The 16,301-nt window shown below is 63.3% G+C and carries 16 protein-coding genes and 1 riboswitch; of the genes, 7 read left to right on the forward strand and 9 right to left on the reverse strand.

Annotation, left to right across the window (positions count from 1 at the left end; translation table 11 throughout):
• Nucleotides 1-92 precede the first annotated feature (92 nt).
• A complete protein-coding gene (locus FJV77_RS08940) occupies nucleotides 93-1,040 on the reverse strand; it encodes an aldo/keto reductase (protein ID WP_142866443.1) in 948 nt (315 codons plus the stop codon).
• 159 nt (nucleotides 1,041-1,199) lie between these two features.
• Nucleotides 1,200-2,168: a helix-turn-helix domain-containing protein gene (locus FJV77_RS08945; RefSeq protein WP_142866444.1), complete on the reverse strand. Its 969-nt coding sequence runs from the start codon at nucleotides 2,166-2,168 to the stop codon at nucleotides 1,200-1,202.
• Between the two features lie 159 nt (nucleotides 2,169-2,327).
• On the opposite strand from FJV77_RS08945, the gene FJV77_RS08950 reads away from it, so the two are divergent.
• Complete coding sequence (locus FJV77_RS08950) at nucleotides 2,328-3,308, forward strand: zinc-binding dehydrogenase (protein ID WP_185970246.1); 981 nt, start codon at nucleotides 2,328-2,330, stop codon at nucleotides 3,306-3,308.
• On the opposite strand, the gene FJV77_RS08955 is transcribed toward FJV77_RS08950, so the two are convergent.
• Nucleotides 3,298-3,828: a gamma-glutamylcyclotransferase gene (locus FJV77_RS08955; protein WP_142866446.1), complete on the reverse strand. Its 531-nt coding sequence runs from the start codon at nucleotides 3,826-3,828 to the stop codon at nucleotides 3,298-3,300. The two genes, FJV77_RS08950 and FJV77_RS08955, sit on opposite strands and share 11 nt — an antisense overlap.
• Nucleotides 3,829-3,951: 123 nt before the next feature.
• Here FJV77_RS08955 and FJV77_RS08960 point away from each other — a divergent pair, with 123 nt between their 5' ends.
• Entirely contained in the window at nucleotides 3,952-4,950 is a 999-nt protein-coding gene (locus FJV77_RS08960) for a DUF2125 domain-containing protein (protein ID WP_142866447.1), read from the forward strand.
• Nucleotides 4,951-5,010: 60 nt separating this feature from the next.
• Nucleotides 5,011-5,934 (forward strand): sugar kinase, encoded by a 924-nt coding sequence (locus FJV77_RS08965; protein ID WP_142866448.1) that lies wholly within the window; start codon nucleotides 5,011-5,013, stop codon nucleotides 5,932-5,934.
• Between the two features lie 6 nt (nucleotides 5,935-5,940).
• Here the strand turns inward: FJV77_RS08965 and FJV77_RS08970 are convergent, their stop codons facing one another.
• Both FJV77_RS08970 and hisC read right to left on the reverse strand, forming a co-directional pair.
• Nucleotides 5,941-6,876 carry a prephenate/arogenate dehydrogenase family protein gene (locus FJV77_RS08970; RefSeq protein ID WP_185970247.1) on the reverse strand — a complete coding sequence of 312 codons (936 nt, stop codon included), beginning with the start codon at nucleotides 6,874-6,876 and terminating at the stop codon, nucleotides 5,941-5,943.
• Nucleotides 6,877-6,881: 5 nt separating this feature from the next.
• Nucleotides 6,882-7,991, reverse strand: coding sequence for a histidinol-phosphate transaminase (hisC, locus tag FJV77_RS08975; RefSeq protein WP_142866450.1), 1,110 nt, complete (start codon nucleotides 7,989-7,991; stop codon nucleotides 6,882-6,884).
• Nucleotides 7,992-8,120: 129 nt separating this feature from the next.
• Nucleotides 8,121-8,198, forward strand: a riboswitch (SAM riboswitch).
• 60 nt (nucleotides 8,199-8,258) lie between these two features.
• Between hisC and FJV77_RS08980 the strand changes: the two genes are divergently transcribed.
• The 3 genes from FJV77_RS08980 to FJV77_RS08990 are packed head-to-tail and all read left to right on the forward strand — an operon-like array spanning nucleotide 8,259 to nucleotide 11,142.
• Entirely contained in the window at nucleotides 8,259-9,428 is a 1,170-nt protein-coding gene (locus FJV77_RS08980; protein WP_142866451.1) for a homoserine O-acetyltransferase, read from the forward strand.
• Between the two features lie 58 nt (nucleotides 9,429-9,486).
• Nucleotides 9,487-10,101 carry a methionine biosynthesis protein MetW gene (metW, locus tag FJV77_RS08985; protein WP_112562220.1) on the forward strand — a complete coding sequence of 205 codons (615 nt, stop codon included), beginning with the start codon at nucleotides 9,487-9,489 and terminating at the stop codon, nucleotides 10,099-10,101.
• 54 nt (nucleotides 10,102-10,155) lie between these two features.
• Nucleotides 10,156-11,142, forward strand: a complete 987-nt coding sequence (locus FJV77_RS08990; RefSeq protein WP_142866452.1) for a glycosyltransferase — start codon at nucleotides 10,156-10,158, stop codon at nucleotides 11,140-11,142.
• A gap of 7 nt (nucleotides 11,143-11,149) precedes the next feature.
• Here the strand turns inward: FJV77_RS08990 and FJV77_RS08995 are convergent, their stop codons facing one another.
• Nucleotides 11,150-11,461: a DUF1330 domain-containing protein gene (locus FJV77_RS08995; protein ID WP_142866453.1), complete on the reverse strand. Its 312-nt coding sequence runs from the start codon at nucleotides 11,459-11,461 to the stop codon at nucleotides 11,150-11,152.
• Nucleotides 11,462-11,710: 249 nt separating this feature from the next.
• Between FJV77_RS08995 and FJV77_RS09000 the strand changes: the two genes are divergently transcribed.
• On the forward strand, nucleotides 11,711-12,646 hold the full coding sequence (locus FJV77_RS09000; RefSeq protein ID WP_142866454.1) for a glycosyltransferase family 2 protein: 936 nt from the start codon (nucleotides 11,711-11,713) through the stop codon (nucleotides 12,644-12,646).
• A gap of 28 nt (nucleotides 12,647-12,674) precedes the next feature.
• On the opposite strand, the gene FJV77_RS09005 is transcribed toward FJV77_RS09000, so the two are convergent.
• The 3 genes from FJV77_RS09005 to FJV77_RS09015 all read right to left on the reverse strand — a co-directional run bounded on the left by FJV77_RS09005 (nucleotide 12,675) and on the right by FJV77_RS09015 (nucleotide 16,268).
• Nucleotides 12,675-13,475: a DUF1194 domain-containing protein gene (locus tag FJV77_RS09005; protein ID WP_142866455.1), complete on the reverse strand. Its 801-nt coding sequence runs from the start codon at nucleotides 13,473-13,475 to the stop codon at nucleotides 12,675-12,677.
• 63 nt (nucleotides 13,476-13,538) lie between these two features.
• Entirely contained in the window at nucleotides 13,539-15,356 is a 1,818-nt protein-coding gene (locus tag FJV77_RS09010; protein WP_142866456.1) for an ABC transporter ATP-binding protein/permease, read from the reverse strand.
• A gap of 129 nt (nucleotides 15,357-15,485) precedes the next feature.
• Complete coding sequence (locus FJV77_RS09015) at nucleotides 15,486-16,268, reverse strand: methyltransferase domain-containing protein (RefSeq protein ID WP_142866570.1); 783 nt, start codon at nucleotides 16,266-16,268, stop codon at nucleotides 15,486-15,488.
• Between the last annotated feature and the right edge of the window lie 33 nt (nucleotides 16,269-16,301).

Consider the following 16,301-nt stretch of genomic DNA (forward strand, 5'->3'; position numbering starts at 1 on the left):
CTCCCGCCTCTGCCACGATACTGGGAAGCAGTGTGGCAAGGCGGACTTGCGTCGTCTTGAACGATCGTGCCGAACCTGATCGGCAGCCTTCGCTATGCGCTGGCCTTGTCCAACGCCGCGAGATCCTCCGCGCTGAGCCTCAGCGAGACCGCGCGCACCAGGCTGTCGACCTGGTCGAGCGTCGTGGCGCTGGCGATCGGTGCGGTGATGCCGGGCTGTGCCATCACCCAGGCAAGCGCGACTTCGGCCTGGCTGGCCGAATGCCGCGCCGAGACAGTGTCGAGCGCCGCCAGAATGCGCATGCCGCGCGCATTGAGATAGCCCTTCACGCCACCGCCGCGATCACTTTTGCCAAGATCGGCCTCGCTGCGGTATTTGCCGCTCAAAAACCCTTTGGCGAGAGCGAAATAGGTGATGGCGCCGATATCCTCCGCCGCGCACAGATCATTCAGCGGCCCGTCGAAAGACGAGCGATCGTAGAGATTGTATTCCGGCTGCAGCACGGCATAGCGCGGCAGCCCGCGCAGGCTGGCCACATCGAGCGCCGCCCGCAACTGGCCAGCGTCGAGGTTGGAGGCGCCGATATGGCGGACCTTGCCCGCGGCGAGCAGCTTCGCGTAGGCGCCGAGCGTCTCCTCGTAAGGCGTGGTCGGGTCCGGCCAGTGCGACAGATAAAGGTCGATGACGTCGGTCTGCAGTCGCTTGAGCGATGCCTCGACCGCCCTCTCGATATGGGCGGCCGACAAATCCTTCTTGCCTTGCCCCATATCCGAGCCGACCTTGGTGATGACGACGATCTTGTCGCGGTTGCCGCGGCTTTTCATCCATTTGCCGATGATCGTCTCGGATTCGCCGCCCTTGTTGCCGGGTGCCCAGCGCGAATAGGCGTCGGCCGTGTCGATGGCGTTGAGGCCGGCGCCGGCGAACCGGTCGAGCAGGTGGAAGGAGGTCTTCTCGTCGGCGGTCCAGCCGAAGACATTGCCGCCCAGAACCAGCGGCGCGATGGAAAGGTCGGTTTGACCAAGACGGCGTTTCTGCAAGATGGGCTCCGTGATGCTGGCACCGGCGGGCGAACCCGAATGCTTCGGGCCGCAGCTAAGCTAGGTCTCGCCGCGCCGAGGTCAAAGGCCTCAGCCAATTTTCCAGCGGACCAGCGCTTCACAAAGGCGCGACCTGCCCGCATATAACCTGGCCATTGTCTACTGGCTTTGACGCCGGTATTCGCCGGGTGGCAGCCCGACGGTGCGATTGAAAAGCCGGCTGAACGAGGCCGCATCCTGATAGCCGACCTGATAGCATACCTCCGCAACACCAAGCCTGGTGCTTTCGAGAAGCGTCTTGGCGGCCTCGAGCCGTCGATCCTGAATCCATCGGCCGGGCGTTGTGTGTAACTCCTCGGCAAACCGGCGCGCCAGTGTTCGCGGCGACAGGCCGAGTTGCGCGCCAAGCAAGGCAAGGTCGAGCGTTCTGAGCTGGTTTCTTGCCAGGGCTTCGAGGCGGTCGCGCAACGGCTCATGCAGGGGCAGCAGATCGGTGAGCGGGAATTCATATGGCGCCTGGCTCTGCCGCGACGGCGGCAGCACCAAGAGTTTGCGAACCAGACGCTCCTCCTTGGCGAAGCCAAGATCCTTGAGAAGAGCCTTGCCGAGTTCGAGGCCTGAAAAGCCCCCGCCGCAAGTATAGATCCGCCCGTCCCCGACCAGGACACGGGAAGCGTCCCAGCGCACATTCGGAAAACGGCGCTGGGCATCAGCCTTCAGCCACCAGGAGATCGTCGCGCGTTTTCGATCGAGAAGGCCGGCATCGGCGAGGAAATAACCAGCGCCGCAATGCGCGGCGACGATGGCGCCATCGCGCTGCGCCCTGGCGATGAGCGGCGCGGCATGACGGCTCTCTTCCTCCAGTGCGGCAACAAGCTCCGGCACCTGCATGCCGGGCATGGCAAGCAGGATCAGCAGGTCCATCCGCTGCGAGGGTTCGCGTCTGGTATGAAAGGAAATTCCCGGCGTCGTCGTGGCGTCGGCCTGCCGCGCCACGAATTCGAAGGAAATCGCCGGTGCGCCGCGAAGAGTGTTCACCAGGTCGAACATTTCGACGAGCGTGGCGGCAACTGCCGAATAGAAAGTCGACGGCAGCCAGATCACGGCGTGGACGGGGCGTTTTTCCAAGATGTGTCCTCGAATTAGCAGTATGGCAAGTTTAGCACATAGATTGTCAATTCTGCCAATTCTGGTTTTCGCCAGCCGAACCTAGATTCCGCAACGCCGATGCAAGTGTCGGCGCTCGCGGTCTGGTCGCCTCCAAGCCGCTGCCATTTGGAGACCGACATGAAGGCAATCGTATTCGACGAGATCGGCTCGCCGCGGGACGTGCTTTATCTGGATGATGTGCCGATTCCGCGGATCGGCGACGGCGAGGCGCTGGTCAGGATGGTCTCGGCTTCGGTCAACCCGGGCGACTTTCTGTTCATCCAGAACCTCTATCCCGAACCGAAGAAGCCGCATTTTCCCCGGCAGATCGCCGGGAATCATGGTGCAGGCATCGTCGAAGCGGCAGGGGCAGGTGTCGCCCTGAAACCCGGCACGCTTGTCGCCTTCAGTCACTACAACACATGGGCCGAGTACGCGGCCATTCCCGCTGAATGGCTGATCCCCTTGCCCGCCGACTACCCTGCCGAACGCGCCGGGCAGATGGTGAACCCCATCACGGCCTGGGACCTGTTGGTGGATTCCAGGGTGCAGCCTGGCCAGTGGCTGGCGGTCACGGCCGGCTATTCTTCGATTTCAACCATGGTGATGCAGTTCGCCCAACGGCGCGGCATCAACGTCATCGCGGTGGTGCGACGGCAGCATCAAAGGCTGAACCTGAAGGAGCTTGGCGCCAGCGCCATCCTCGACCTGTCGGACGTGAATGGCGACATAAAGGAAGCCATCATGGACATGACCGGCGGCGCGAGACTGAACGGCATCATCGACAATGTCGGCGGGCCTGCCAGCGGCGAGTTGATCCGCACCCTTGCTCTTGGCGGGCAAATGGTCATCAACGGCGGCATGAGCGCCGAGCGTTTCGAACTGCACAATTTCGACGTGCTGCTAAGCGGCGCCGAAATCAGGGCAAACATCTATCGCTACTTCTTTTCGCCGCCCGTCGAAGCCGACCGGCCGATGCTGCGCGAGATTGTCGACATCTTCGGCCAGCCTGGCTTCCATATCCCTGTCGGCGGTATCCACCCGTTGAGCGAGTTCAAGCTTGCCGTCGAAAACAGCCTGGATCGCGCCGATCTCGGAAAACAGATTTTCACAATGTAGCGTTGGGCGCGACCCGTTTCGCCACCTCTTCCAGCCAGTGATCGCTGATACCGAGCGCTTCGAGGTGCTCGACCGCGCTCAGCACATAGTCCTCATTGTTTCCGGACTGGCCGATGGCGCCGCGGATGACGCTTGCCGCATGCGCCGCGTCGAGGCCGCCGGCATACTGGTCGTGCTGGCGGTCGACGATATAGGCAACCGCCGGGACCGTTTCGCCGCCGTCGAGGCGGATATCGAGTGTCCGCTCAAGGTAGACGCTGGTCACCAGTTCGCGCTCGCGCAGATAGGCAAGCACCTCATCGCGCAACTCACCGGGCACGCGAAACGCCAGCCCGATGCAGGAGCCGCCGCGGTCGAGGCCGAGCACCAGGCCCGGCCGTTCGCGCGTGCCGCGATGCACGAAGGAGTAGACGCAGAGCGACCGGCGGTAGCCGTAAAGGCGGGCGCGGCGGGTCTCGACATGCGCAAATCCCGGCCGCCAGATCAGCGAGCCGTAGCCAAAAACCCAAAAATCGCCCATATCGCCAAGCCTGATTGCACGAGAGTGACGCCGCCGCATCGGAATCGGTGCTCTTCTGTCTTTTTGCTTGTTGCGTAAATCACAGTCCACCCGCAACACGCCCGCGTTAATGAAAGCCGCAGCATGACGTCAAGTGACGAGCGTCCGTCAAAATTTCGCCGCCGGCTGTTCTGGCTTGCCGCTTTCGTCGTGATGCTGTTCGGCGCCTACAGCGCGGTCTGGTTCTATGTTGCCGGCCGCGTCAGAAGCGAAGCCGACAAGGCGGTGGCGCAGCTGAACACCAAAGGCATCGAGGCCGGCTGCGCCAATCTTACGGTCAGTGGCTATCCCCTGAGCTTTTCCGTATCCTGTGACACGCTGGCCTACGAGGACGACACCAGGAACGTCGCCGCCTCGACCGGCAGCTTCAACTTCGTGGCCGAACTCATCCGCCCGCTATCGCCCGCCGCCGAGTTGCGCGGACCGCTGCGCACATCGGTGCCGGGAATGATGCCTTTATGGATCGACTGGGACAATCTGCAGGCCAACGCCAAGCTCTCCTGGCCCTTGCCCCGCAGCATTTCGTTGCAGGCCGAGGCCCTGTCCGGCCAGACCGATCCGGCCGATGATACCGGCCCGGTTTCGCTGTTCAGCGCCGGGACCGCAGCGTCCGAGCTGCGGCCCGACGGCCTGGACGTCGGCTATGCCGGCAGCTTCACCGATCTTGAGATCGATGCCGACGCGATCGGCGGGCGCGTGCTGCCGCCGCTCGACGGCAGCGGCGACGCGACGCTGAAGAACGGCGTGGCGCTGATGCAGACCAAGGCCAGGAGCCTGCGCGGCCAGGCCGCCGACATCCACAAGCTCGATCTGTCGTCGGGAACCGCGCGCATCACGGTGTCAGGCCCGGTGTCGGTCGACGCCAATGGCCTGGTCAATGCCGACCTGACGATCAAGCTCAAGGATCCCAAAGCCGTGGCGGCAATCCTCGCCACCGCCATTCCCGAGCAGAAGAGCCAGATCGAACAGGGCTTTGCCGGCCTGGCGCTGCTCGGCAACGAACCGTCGATGCCGCTCAAGGTGGTGAAGGGCAAGGCCTCGCTCGGCTTCATTCCACTGGGCAAGATCAAGCCGCTCGACTAGACCATGATCCCAAAGCGGGAACCGCTTTGGGGAGAGATCCATGCTCAAGCAAGCCAACACATGAGCCGGCCGGTGAAACTGCTCAGCGTTGGCGCGCTGACGCTGGATACGATCCTGCGTGTCGAAACCTTGCCCACGCATCAGGGCAAGTTCATCGCCTCGGACGGCGTCCAGATCGCTGCCGGCATGGCGACAAGTGCGGCCTGCGCCGCAGGCCGTCTCGGCGCTGAGGTGTTTCTGTGGGCAAGTGCGGGTGACGATACCATCGGCGACCAGCTGCTGGCCGGCGTCGAGGCCGAGGGCGTCGATTGCAGCTTTGTGCGCCGCGTCGAAGGCGCGCGTTCTGCGCTGGCTTCGATCCTGATCGACGCCCATGGCGAGCGCATCATTGTGCCCTTCTACGACCCGAAGGCGCAGACCGACCCCGAGGCGCTGCCTGTCGCCGATCTTTCCGGCTTCGACGCCGTTCTGGTCGATGTCCGCTGGCCGGGCGCTGCCGCCCTAGCCCTGACCGCCGCGCGCGACGCCGGCCGCCCGGCGATACTCGACGCCGACACGGCGCCGCTCGAAGTGCTGGAGCGTCTGTTGCCCCTGGCGTCGCACATCGTCGCTTCGGAGACGGCGGCGCGCATTGTCTGCGGCTATGCGCTCGATCCCGAAACCGCCTGCGCCGACCTCGCCAGCCGTACCGATGCCTTCGTCGCGGTGACCGGCGGCGCGGCGGGAAGCTGGTGGCATGACGGGTCCGCCGGCTGCGTTCGCCACATCGCAGCACCCAAGGTCAAGGCAGTCGACACGCTCGCCGCCGGCGACGTGTTTCACGGCGCCTTTGCCGTCGGCCTCGCCGAAGCCATGCCCATCGAGCAGGCGTTGCGCTTCGCCAGTGCCGCCGCCGCGCTCAAATGCCAACGCTTCGGTGGCCGGCTGGGTGCGCCAAACCGGGCCGAGACAATGGCCATGGTCATAGCAACCTGGCCTGCCTGAAGCAGTTTAGCTTTTGGCCGGATGCTCCACTGCCTGACGGCCGAAATCGGGGACATCAATATCCTGACCGGCCTCGATGATCGAGCGGCGCACGGCGCGGGTGCGGGTGAACAGATCGAACAGCTTGTCGCCGTCGCCCCAGCGGATCGCCCGCTGCAGCGAGGAGAGGTCCTCCGAAAAGCGCGCCAGCATTTCCAGGATGGCGTCCTTGTTGTGCAGGCACACATCGCGCCACATGGTCGGGTCGGAAGCGGCGAGACGGGTGAAGTCGCGGAAACCCGAGGCCGAATACTTGATCACTTCAGACTTGGTCACCGACTGCAGATCGTCGGCGGTGCCTACAATGTTGTAGGCGATGATGTGCGGCAGATGCGAAACGATGGCCAGCGTCATGTCGTGATGCTGCGGGTCCATCGTGTCGATGTTGGAGCCGCAGCGCCGCCACAACTCCGAGAGCTTCTCCAGCGCGGCCGGATCGGTATCGGGCAGCGGCGTGAAGATGCACCAGCGGTTTTCGAACAGCTCGGCGAAACCGGCATCGGGGCCTGACTTCTCCGTGCCCGCCAGCGGATGGCCCGGGATGAAATGCACACCTTCCGGCACATAGGGCTGCATCTGCGCAATCACGGACGCCTTGGTCGAACCGACATCGGTCAGGATGGCGCCCTTTTTCAGCGCCGGCGCGATCTCTTCCGCCACCTCGCCTGACGATCCCACAGGCACGGAGACGATGATGAGGTCGGCATCGCGAACCGCTTCTTTTGCGTCCGTGGTGTAGGACTCACCGAGACCGAGCTCCTTCGCACGCGCCAGCGTGGCCGGGCTGCGCGTCGCGATGGCGACATGGGCGGCCAGGCCTTCGCGGCGGATGACGCGGGCCAGCGACGAGCCGATAAGGCCGATGCCGACCAGCGCGATCTTTTCAAACATCGGTGACGTCATGTGCTTCAGCTTTTCAGGAAAGTCGTGAGCGCTGCAATTACACCGCGATTGGCTTCTTCAGTGCCGACGCTCATGCGCAGCGCGTTGGGGAAGCCATAGCCGGTAACGCGTCGCAAGATATAGCCGCGCTGGGTGAGGTAGTCGTCCGCCGCCTCTGCCGAATGCTTCTTGTCATTGGGGAAGTGGATGAGAACGAAATTGCCGACACTCGGCGTCACCCTTAGCCCTAGCTTGGTCAGCTCTTCATTCAGCCAGGTAAGCCAGGTCTCGTTGTGCAACGAACTGCGCTCGACATGGGCGCGGTCGCGGATGGCGGCAATGCCCGCCTCGATCGCCGTTGCGTTGACATTGAAAGGGCCGCGGATGCGGTTGAGGGCATCGACAATGTGCAGGGGACCGTACATCCATCCGATGCGCGCGCCGCCAAGGCCAAGCTTGGAGAAGGTGCGGGTCATGACCACATTCTGCGCGCTGCCCGCCAGCTCGATGCCGGCCTCATAATCGTTGCGTCGCACATATTCGGCATACGCCGCGTCAAGCACCAGAAGCACATTGCCCGGCAGGGCGGCATGCAGCCGGCGCACTTCCTGGAACGGTAGGTAGGTGCCGGTCGGATTGTTGGGATTGGCGAGGAACACGATCTTGGTGGCCGGCGTAACCGCAGCCAGGATCGCGTCGACATCGGCGCGCTCCTCGGTCTCTTTCACGGCGACCGGCCTGGCGCCCGCCGCCTGGATGTAGATCTTGTAGACCATGAAGGCGTGTTCGGTAAAAATCGCCTCGTCGCCCGGTGCCAGATAGGTCTGCGCCAGCAGGCCCAAAATCTCGTCCGAGCCGTTGGAGCAGATTATGTTCGCCGGGTTCAGGCCATGCACTTCGGCGATCGCCTCGCGCAGCCGGCGGGCCGTGCCGTCGGGATAGACGTCGAGCCTGGCGGCAACTTCACGCGCCGCCTCGATTGCCTTCGGCGACGGGCCGAGCGGGTTCTCGTTCGCCGACAATTTATGGACCTTGGCCACGCCGGCAGGCGCCGTGCTCTTGCCCGGCACATAGGCTTCGATGTCCATGATGCCCGCGCGGGGCGTTGGCCGTGCCTTGTCCGCTGTCTTGTCCATGTCGCAAATCCGTCGAGAATGCCTCCGTCCGGAGGCCGCAGCGGAAATACAAGCCGTGGCTCCGAATGTCGAGAGGCCCGGGCAACAGCTTGCCGTTGACGCCGGGCCACGCGAGTTCTAGAAGAACGGGAACAGTTCCGTGGTGATTTGGCCGGTCGGCTTGCAGCCACGTTAAACAACTCGCTAAAGGGCCGTTTGCGTGACGTAACCGGCTTTGCAATCGCATTGCCGGTTTTTTATTGCCTGACGGCGGGCAAGGAGAGTCACATGACCGCGCTCCGTGCTGCAAAAACCAACAACGAGGCCGACAACCCGTCGAGCCCGGTGTTGCGTTTCGGCGCCGACAAGCCGCTGAAGCTCGACGCCGGCACGCTTTTGTCGCCGTTCCAGATCGCCTACCAGACCTACGGCACTCTGAACGACGCCCGCTCCAACGCCATCCTGGTCTGCCACGCGCTGACCGGCGACCAGCATGTCGCCAGCACCAATCCGGTGACCGGCAAGCCGGGCTGGTGGGAAGTGCTGATCGGCCCCGGCAGGATCATCGACACCAACCGTTTCTTCGTCATCTGCTCCAACGTCATCGGCGGCTGCCTCGGCTCGACCGGTCCGGCATCGACCAATCCGGCCACCGGCAAGCCCTATGGGCTCGACCTGCCAATCATCACCATCCGCGACATGGTGCGGGCGCAGCTGATGCTGGTCGACCATTTTGGCATCGAAAAGCTGTTTTGTGTGCTCGGCGGCTCGATGGGCGGCATGCAGGTGCTGGAATGGGCATCGTGCTATTCCGAGCGCGTTTTCTCGGCGCTGCCGATCGCCACCGGCGCGCGCCATTCCTCGCAGAACATCGCCTTCCACGAGGTCGGCCGCCAGGCCGTCATGGCCGACCCGGACTGGCATGGCGGCAAGTATTTCGAGCACGGCAAGCGCCCGGAAAAGGGGCTGGCGGTGGCGCGCATGGCTGCCCACATCACCTATCTGTCGGAAGCCGCTTTGCACCGCAAGTTCGGCCGCAATCTGCAGGACCGCGAAGCGTTGACCTTCGGTTTCGATGCCGATTTCCAGATCGAGAGCTATCTGCGCCACCAAGGCATGACCTTCGTCGACCGCTTCGACGCCAACTCCTACCTCTACATGACCCGTTCGATGGACTATTTCGACCTTGCCGCCGACCATGGCGGCCGGCTGGCCGACGCCTTCGCCGGCACAAAGACCCGCTTTTGCCTGGTTTCCTTCACCTCGGACTGGCTGTTCCCGACAGAGGAGAGTCGCTCGATCGTGCATGCACTGAACGCCGCCGGCGCTTCCGTCTCCTTCGTCGAGATCGACACCGACCGCGGCCATGACGCCTTCCTGCTCGACGAGCCCGAACTGTTTGCCGCCATCAACGGCTTCATCGGCTCCGCTGCAAGGGCGAGAGGGCTCAGCGCATGACCCCGAAAAGTTGCAGACTTTTCGGCCGGGGATCATGCGCCACGCAAGGGGCGAAGCCATGAGCGTCAACCGCGCCCAGCGCGTCGACCTCGAAGTCGTCGCCGGCCTCATCCCGCCGCTCTCGCGGGTGCTCGACGTCGGCTCCGGCGACGGCCTGCTGCTCGAATTGCTGCAAGAAACCAAGCAGGTCGACGGTCGCGGGCTGGAGCTGTCGCAGCGCGGCGTCAACGAATGCGTGGCGCGCGGCCTCTCGGTCATCCAGGGCGACGCCGACACCGACCTCGAATTCTATCCTGACAAGGGTTTTGACTTCGTCGTCCTGTCGCAGACGCTGCAGGCGACCCGCAACCCGAAGCTGGTGCTCGACGAGCTCTTGAGGATCGGCAACCGCGCCATCGTCTCCTTCCCCAATTTCGGCCATTGGCGGGTGCGGCTGTCGCTGTTCTTCAAGGGACGGATGCCGGTGACCGAGGATCTGCCCTATTCCTGGTACGACACGCCCAACATCCATTTCTGCACCATCCGCGACTTCGTCAATCTGGTCGAGGAGCTCGGCGCCTCGGTCGAAAAGGCGACCGCGCTTGATGGCAACGGCCAGAAGATCGGCCTGTCGATGCCATGGTGGTTCTGGAATTTCTTCGGCCAGCAGGCGGTGTTCTTGCTGAAGCGTTAGAAGGTGTCCTCGACTCGGCCTTTTTGCTATTCATCCTTCCGGTCGGGGCGAAAAATGATTCCAGAGCAATATTCAATTGTACTAGAGATGGAGAATGCCAAATCCATCGACTGGGATGAAATCGGTGTCGGACTAAAAGCGCTGGCGCGCGAGATCGTTGTCGTTTCCTCAACCGGCTTGGCGAGGCCAAAGGTCATTGTCTCGCATGGCGGGCAGGAATCGGACGCCGGTGCGCTGAGAACTAGTTTCGCAGCCGAAGCGCCGGAGTTGCAGCAGGCAGCTGACCTGGTCTTTGCGGCCTGCCCCGGCGGCCGCTATTACGACCTCAAGAACCATGCCATTCCTCGGGCCGAAGGGAATATCGTCGTCTTCATGGATTCCGACACGGTTCCCGAGACGGGTTGGCTCTCGAATCTTCTTGGCCCCTTTCAACATTCCGAAACCGTCTGCGTGAATGGCCACACCCACCTCCTTTACGATGATTTCCTCTCGAGAACCTTCGCTTTGATCTGGTTCTTTCCGATGGCGCGGGGGGACGAAAGATTCGCCTCGAAACGTGCAATCAATGCCAACAACGTCGCTTTCCGGCGCGACTGGATTGCCGTTCATCCCTTCCCGAGGCACAACGGCTTCAAGGTTTCCTGCACCTTGCTCATGCATCAGCTCTGGCGGGAGCGTCATAAGATCGTGAATGTCGACGCTCGCGTCTATCACTACCCGCCGCGAGGTTGGCGCTTCTTCTACTGGCGTGCATTGGTGACCGGCCGTGACGCCGACAGGAAATTTGTCGAACTGTATGCTCCCAATCGCATCCGGCGCATCCTCAAGTCCTTTAGCCGCTGGGGCACCATGTCGTGGCGCACGACGCGGCGCGTGATAGGCCATGCGCCACAGACGGGCATGCCGCTCTGGCAAATTCCCTTTTCGCTTCTGGTCGGCCTTGGATTCTACACGTTGGCTTTTTTTGGCCATTTCAGCCTGGCGGCAGGCCTTGTTCCCGACGTGATCGAAACCGTCCCCGACTATGTCGGGCATAGCTAACCCCTGTCTAGCACGTCGCCTTATGCGGATGCCGAACACCGTTGGCAATGACTATATCGGCTTTTGAGTTATCGGTGCGCAAGGCCAGAATCTGCCGATAGGCTGATGAATTGTACCAGCCGCGCGCGTTCTTCCTGTCCGGAAACTCGATAACGATCAGATGCCCAGGCCATTCGTTCTCGATCTCGTCTAAGTCGCCGCCATGGACAAGAAAGCGCCCTCCGAACGGCTCCAACGTGGCGTCGATCCTCTGCAGATACTCGACAATCCGCGGGCCCATCGTGACTTGGCGCATATGGGCGACGGCGTAGGCAGTCATGGCTGAACTCCCTGTTCGATCGAAGCGCAATAACCGGCTCCGTTGGCGCAATCTGCGGAAATGACGGCCATCGGTCGATTACGTCAGGGGTAATCGGCCAGCCTACCGGCGTCCTGGCTCAACAGTTTGTGATGACATTGCCGCCGGTTTTTTGTAGCGTCGAATCGAATGCCATCCCGAGGTAAGGTTTGGACGGCGACCCATCAAAGCATCCGGCCTCCAGGGAATTCGGGGCATAATCGAAGCAGCATGTCCAAGACAACCGACCTCGCGCCGCTGATCTCGGTGATCACGCCGACGCACAATCGCCGCAGCAAGGTGGTGCGCGCCGTCGAGAGCGTGCTGGCGCAGAATTTTGCCCGGTTCGAGCATATCGTCGTCGATGACGGCTCGACCGACGGCACGGCCGCCGCACTCGCCGAAATCCGCGATCCACGGCTGATCTATGTTGGCTCGAAATGGCGTGGCGCCAATGCCGCCCGCAATGCCGGCATCGAGCGGGCGCGGGCGCCCGTGGTGACATTCCTCGATTCCGACGACGTTTATTTGCCGGACCGGCTGGTGCGGACGCTGGAGCAGTTCGACAACAATCCCTCACTCGAAGTGCTGATCAGTTCCTTCGTCTCGCTGAAGGGCAATCGCCGCACCAATTGCGTCAACCGCGAGGCGCTGCTGAGCCGCGACTCGCTGGAACGGGCCCTTGTCGCGCAGACCATCTTCATTGCAGGCTCCGCAATCACCGCCCGGCGCGAGTCGCTGCTGGCCATCGGCGGTTACGACAGCGACGTCACGCGCATGCAGGATCGCGAATTGTTGCTGCGCTTTGCCCGGCGCAGCGGCGCGCAACTGTCCGAAGTGATCGACTGGAAAAAGTACAATTCTGAGAATTCGATCTCCGGTCGCCGCGACGGCTATGTCGAAGCCTATGCCAGTTTGATCGACAAGCACCCCTATATCGCCGACCGCTACCCCCACATTCCGCCTTACATGATTGCCCGGCAGCTCATCGCCGACGCGCTCAAGGGCAGGGTTTCGCAGGCGTTCTCCGGCTATCTGGCCAACCGGTCGTCGAAGGCGCTTGGCTATTCGCTGCCGCAACTGTTTCGCGGCTATGTCGGCGGCCGGCGCTGGCGCCGCGATCTCTACGCCGAATTCCGCGACAAATACGGCGTGCGGCCGGCCTAGAGCCGGTTGCATCACCCGAAGACAGATCTCACTTGTCGAGTTCCGGGAAATACGGATCGGAATAAAGCCGTCGGTCGCGTTCACCCTGCAGGCAGTCCATGGGCGCTGCCGCGTCGATCGTGACCACGGTCGCATCGGCAATGCCGCTCACCTCCAGGATAAGCTTGCGGCGTATGGCGGTAGCGAATTCGGAGGCCGCGTAGATCGGCAGCACGAAGGAGCCGGGCCCACCGGTGACGCAGTCGTCATAATACTGGTCGAGATGGCTGAAGGTTGGTGACGGGCTGATCAGGATCGGCAGACCGTTGATGACGATGCCCTTGGCCACCGCGGCGTCGCGTGTGGTCGCGACCGGCAGCCCGGTGTTGTTGGGACCGTCGCCGGAGATGTCGATCACACTGCGTGGCGCATCGAACCCGGTGCCGTCGAAAAGCCCCGCGCCGAAGGCAAGCGCGCCGGAAATCGAGGTGCCTCGGAAGCTGCGGAACGGCCGCGCGGCTATTTTGTCGGCGAAGGCGTCGGCGCTCTCTGCGCTGTCGATCACCTGCCAGGCGATGACGCCATCCTCGCGCACGACGCCCGCCCATTCGAAATAGGCAAGAGCGATGCGGCCGGTCGTGCCCGAGCGCACGGCCTTGATGAAATCGCGATGCCTGAGCGCCTCGACATAGCCGGCGCGCTGCAGCGCGAACTCCCTCTCGTCCATCGACTGCGAGATGTCGACGGCCAGTACCAGTTCGACATCGACGGCAACGCTGTTTGCCGGGGCAGCCACGGGCGTGACCGGAGTGCAAGCAAGGCAGGCGAGCAGGCTGAGCGCATCGAGCATGGCCGCACCACGGATGTTTCGATCCGCGAATCTTGGCCGCGATCGCGGCGAAATAAAGCCCTTCTACTTCTTTCGCCGGTTGGTCGCCTTCGGTGGCGGGTCGATGGCGCCGGCCCTGACGCGGGCAGGTTTCAGCGCCGCCGCTTCCGTATCCTTCCCGATGCTCAACGCGCGGGGAAAGAAACCATTGTGCAGTCCGCGGCCGATGTTGAGGATTGCGGTGTCGGGGAGACGTTTCTCCAGCATCGACAGCACGCGCCGTAGCGACGGACCGTCGAACGCATCCATCGCCTCGTCGATGATTACCCATCTCGGCCGCCGCAAAGCAAGCCTGGCGAAGGCGAGCGAGCGCTGTTCGTCATCGCTGAGCTCATGCTCCCAGCGTGCGGAACGGTCGAGCGAGGACGACAGCCGCTGAAGGCCGACGTCGGCAAGCACCGCCGAGAAATCGGCATCATCAGCCGGTGCGGATCCGTTCGGATGCAGCACCTCGCGCAACGTGCCGGCCGGGAAATACGGGACGCGCGGCACAAAGATCGGGACTTCTCCCGCCGGCAGGCCGATCCGCCCGCTGCCCCACGGCCAGAGGCCGGCGATGGCACGGAAGAACAGCGTCTTGCCGGCGCCCGGCTCGCCGGTAATCATGACGCGCTCGCCGGGATGGATTTCGACATGGCTGTCGGAAAGTTTGGTGCAGCCTTCCGGCGAGGCCACTTCGAGCCTCTCGAAGGTCAGACTGCCATTGGCATTGTCGCCGAACTCGATGCGCCTTTCCTTGTCGTGCAGCACATCGGTTTCGTCGAGCGCGATACGGAAGTCGGCGACACGCATCAGCGTGGCGCGCCAGTCGGCGATGCCGCCGATGTTGTTGATGAACCAGCGCAGCGACGAGTGCACCTGGTTGAAGGCGCCGACCGCCATCATCAGCCCGCCGAAGCTGATGTCGCCCGAGAAATAGACCGGCGAGGCCACCAGGATGGGCGCCACGACGGTGATCCAGCCATAGGTGTCGGTCACCCAGGCCAGATTGATCTGCGCTTTGTAGATATTGCGCATGGCGCCCAGCACTGTGCCGAGGTCGATTTCGAGCCGTGTCTTGGCATCGGCTTCACCATGGTAGAGTGCGATGGCGTCGACGTTCTCGTTGACCCGCACCATCGAGGAGCGCAGCTCGGCTTCACGCGTGTAGCGATCGCTGTTAAGGCGGATCAGCGGCCGCCCGACCAGCCAGCTCAGCCAGGAAGCGATGCCGGCATAGAGGAACGCCGCCCAGACCATGTAGCCCGGTATCGCCAGCGACCAGTCATTGATGTGGAAGACGAAGCCCGACGAGAGTTGCCACAACACGCCGACGAAGGACACGAGCAGGATGAAGGATTGCAGCAGGCCGACGCCGAGGTCCGTCGTCAGATCGGACAGGTGCGCGGCATCCTGCTGCATGCGCTGGTCGGGATTGACGCCGATGGCGCCGGCATTGGCCAGCCGGAAGGCCCGTGCCGGCCGCATCCACTGGTCGATCAGGTCGAGCGTCAGCGCTTCGCGCAGCTTCAGCCGGATCATCTGGTTGAGCCAGGTCTGAGCGATGTTGAGCACCAGCAGCGTGCCGGCGATCATTGCAAAGATCATGAGCTGATGCAGGAAGGCCGCCATGTCGCGGCGCGCCAGCGCATCGTAAAAGGGCTGGTTCCAGCGGTTGAGCAGAACCTGGCCGATCGACGTCGCGACGATGACGGCCATGATGCCGACCGACGTCCACAGCAGCCATTTGCGCACCGGCGAGCTTACCAGCGCCCGTTTGATCGTCGCTACCTGGTCGCGCAGGCTGCTGGCTTCGACGATTACCGGCTGAGCGGCAGCGTTCGTGTCCGGGTGATCAGCCATGGCCTGGGTCCTTGCGTTCAACAGCGGTGCTGAAACCGGATGGAGAGACTTGGAGGCATCCGCCACTCAAACGGCCTGCGACTGCATCTGCGACAGATAGGTGGGAAAACCCCGCGCAACACCTCATGATCACGAATGTGTCACCTGGCGCGTGGTCGATGTCACCCCTTCGGCCTGGCGGCCAAGCCTTGTCGCGCCGTGCGGCGCCAGCACCGGCACGAAGACACGGCGCGAAGCGCGCTGGGCGACCGGCACGCCCTGATAGAGCCGCTTCTGCGCCTCGACCACGATGACGCCGGAAAAGATCGGCCAGAACCGCCGGCCGGCGCGCTCCAGCACATTGTGGAACCGCATCATGAAGCGCCGCGGCGATGGCGGGAAGAACAGCGCGTCGGACCAGGAAGCCGGCGTGAAGTTCGCCTCGCGCAGTAATTCGGTGAGCTGGCCGCGCGAGAACGGCCGGCCATTCCCGAACGGCGTGTGCTCGAACCGAGCCCAGACGCCGCGGCGGTTGGGCACGACGATGACGACACGCCCCGCCGGCGACAACACCCGCCAGATCTCGTTCAGCGTCTCGCGCGGGTTTTCGACATGCTCCAGCGAATGCACCAGCAGCATGCGGTCGATGCAGGAATCGACCAGCGGCAGTTCCTCGTCGAAGACCAGCGCCGTCGACGTCGGTCCACTCGCCGGCCAGACCACCGCACCTTGGGTTGCCGGCATGAACGCAAAGACCCGCTCGGCATCGGTGCCGAACCGCTCCAGCCACGGCAAGGTATAGCCGAGCCCGACCAGCCGCTCATTGGGCACGGCAGCCCATATCGAGGACAGCGCCATGGTGATCGAGCGTTCGGCCAGGCGGCCGAGCGTGGTCGAATAGAAGGAACGGAGATCGACGATATCGGAATGCATGCCCGGGACGGTAGCTGCGATGCCGCTGAAGTT

It is taken from the genome of Mesorhizobium sp. WSM4306 (genome assembly GCF_007003975.1).
Lineage (GTDB): Bacteria > Pseudomonadota > Alphaproteobacteria > Rhizobiales > Rhizobiaceae > Mesorhizobium.

Coding starts and splice junctions, on each gene's coding strand:
- hisC (WP_142866450.1), bottom strand. CDS start 7,991: ATGGACAAGACAGCGGACAAGGCACGGCCAACGCCCCGCGCGGGCATC.
- FJV77_RS08955 (WP_142866446.1), bottom strand. CDS start 3,828: ATGGGCGATTTTTGGGTTTTTGGCTACGGCTCGCTGATCTGGCGGCCG.
- FJV77_RS08950 (WP_185970246.1), top strand. CDS start 2,328: ATGAAGGCAATCGTATTCGACGAGATCGGCTCGCCGCGGGACGTGCTT.
- FJV77_RS09015 (WP_142866570.1), bottom strand. CDS start 16,268: ATGCATTCCGATATCGTCGATCTCCGTTCCTTCTATTCGACCACGCTC.
- metW (WP_112562220.1), top strand. CDS start 9,487: ATGAGCGTCAACCGCGCCCAGCGCGTCGACCTCGAAGTCGTCGCCGGC.
- FJV77_RS08960 (WP_142866447.1), top strand. CDS start 3,952: ATGACGTCAAGTGACGAGCGTCCGTCAAAATTTCGCCGCCGGCTGTTC.
- FJV77_RS08995 (WP_142866453.1), bottom strand. CDS start 11,461: ATGACTGCCTACGCCGTCGCCCATATGCGCCAAGTCACGATGGGCCCG.
- FJV77_RS09000 (WP_142866454.1), top strand. CDS start 11,711: ATGTCCAAGACAACCGACCTCGCGCCGCTGATCTCGGTGATCACGCCG.
- FJV77_RS08970 (WP_185970247.1), bottom strand. CDS start 6,876: ATGACGTCACCGATGTTTGAAAAGATCGCGCTGGTCGGCATCGGCCTT.
- FJV77_RS09005 (WP_142866455.1), bottom strand. CDS start 13,475: ATGCTCGATGCGCTCAGCCTGCTCGCCTGCCTTGCTTGCACTCCGGTC.
- FJV77_RS08990 (WP_142866452.1), top strand. CDS start 10,156: ATGATTCCAGAGCAATATTCAATTGTACTAGAGATGGAGAATGCCAAA.
- FJV77_RS09010 (WP_142866456.1), bottom strand. CDS start 15,356: ATGGCTGATCACCCGGACACGAACGCTGCCGCTCAGCCGGTAATCGTC.
- FJV77_RS08980 (WP_142866451.1), top strand. CDS start 8,259: ATGACCGCGCTCCGTGCTGCAAAAACCAACAACGAGGCCGACAACCCG.
- FJV77_RS08965 (WP_142866448.1), top strand. CDS start 5,011: ATGAGCCGGCCGGTGAAACTGCTCAGCGTTGGCGCGCTGACGCTGGAT.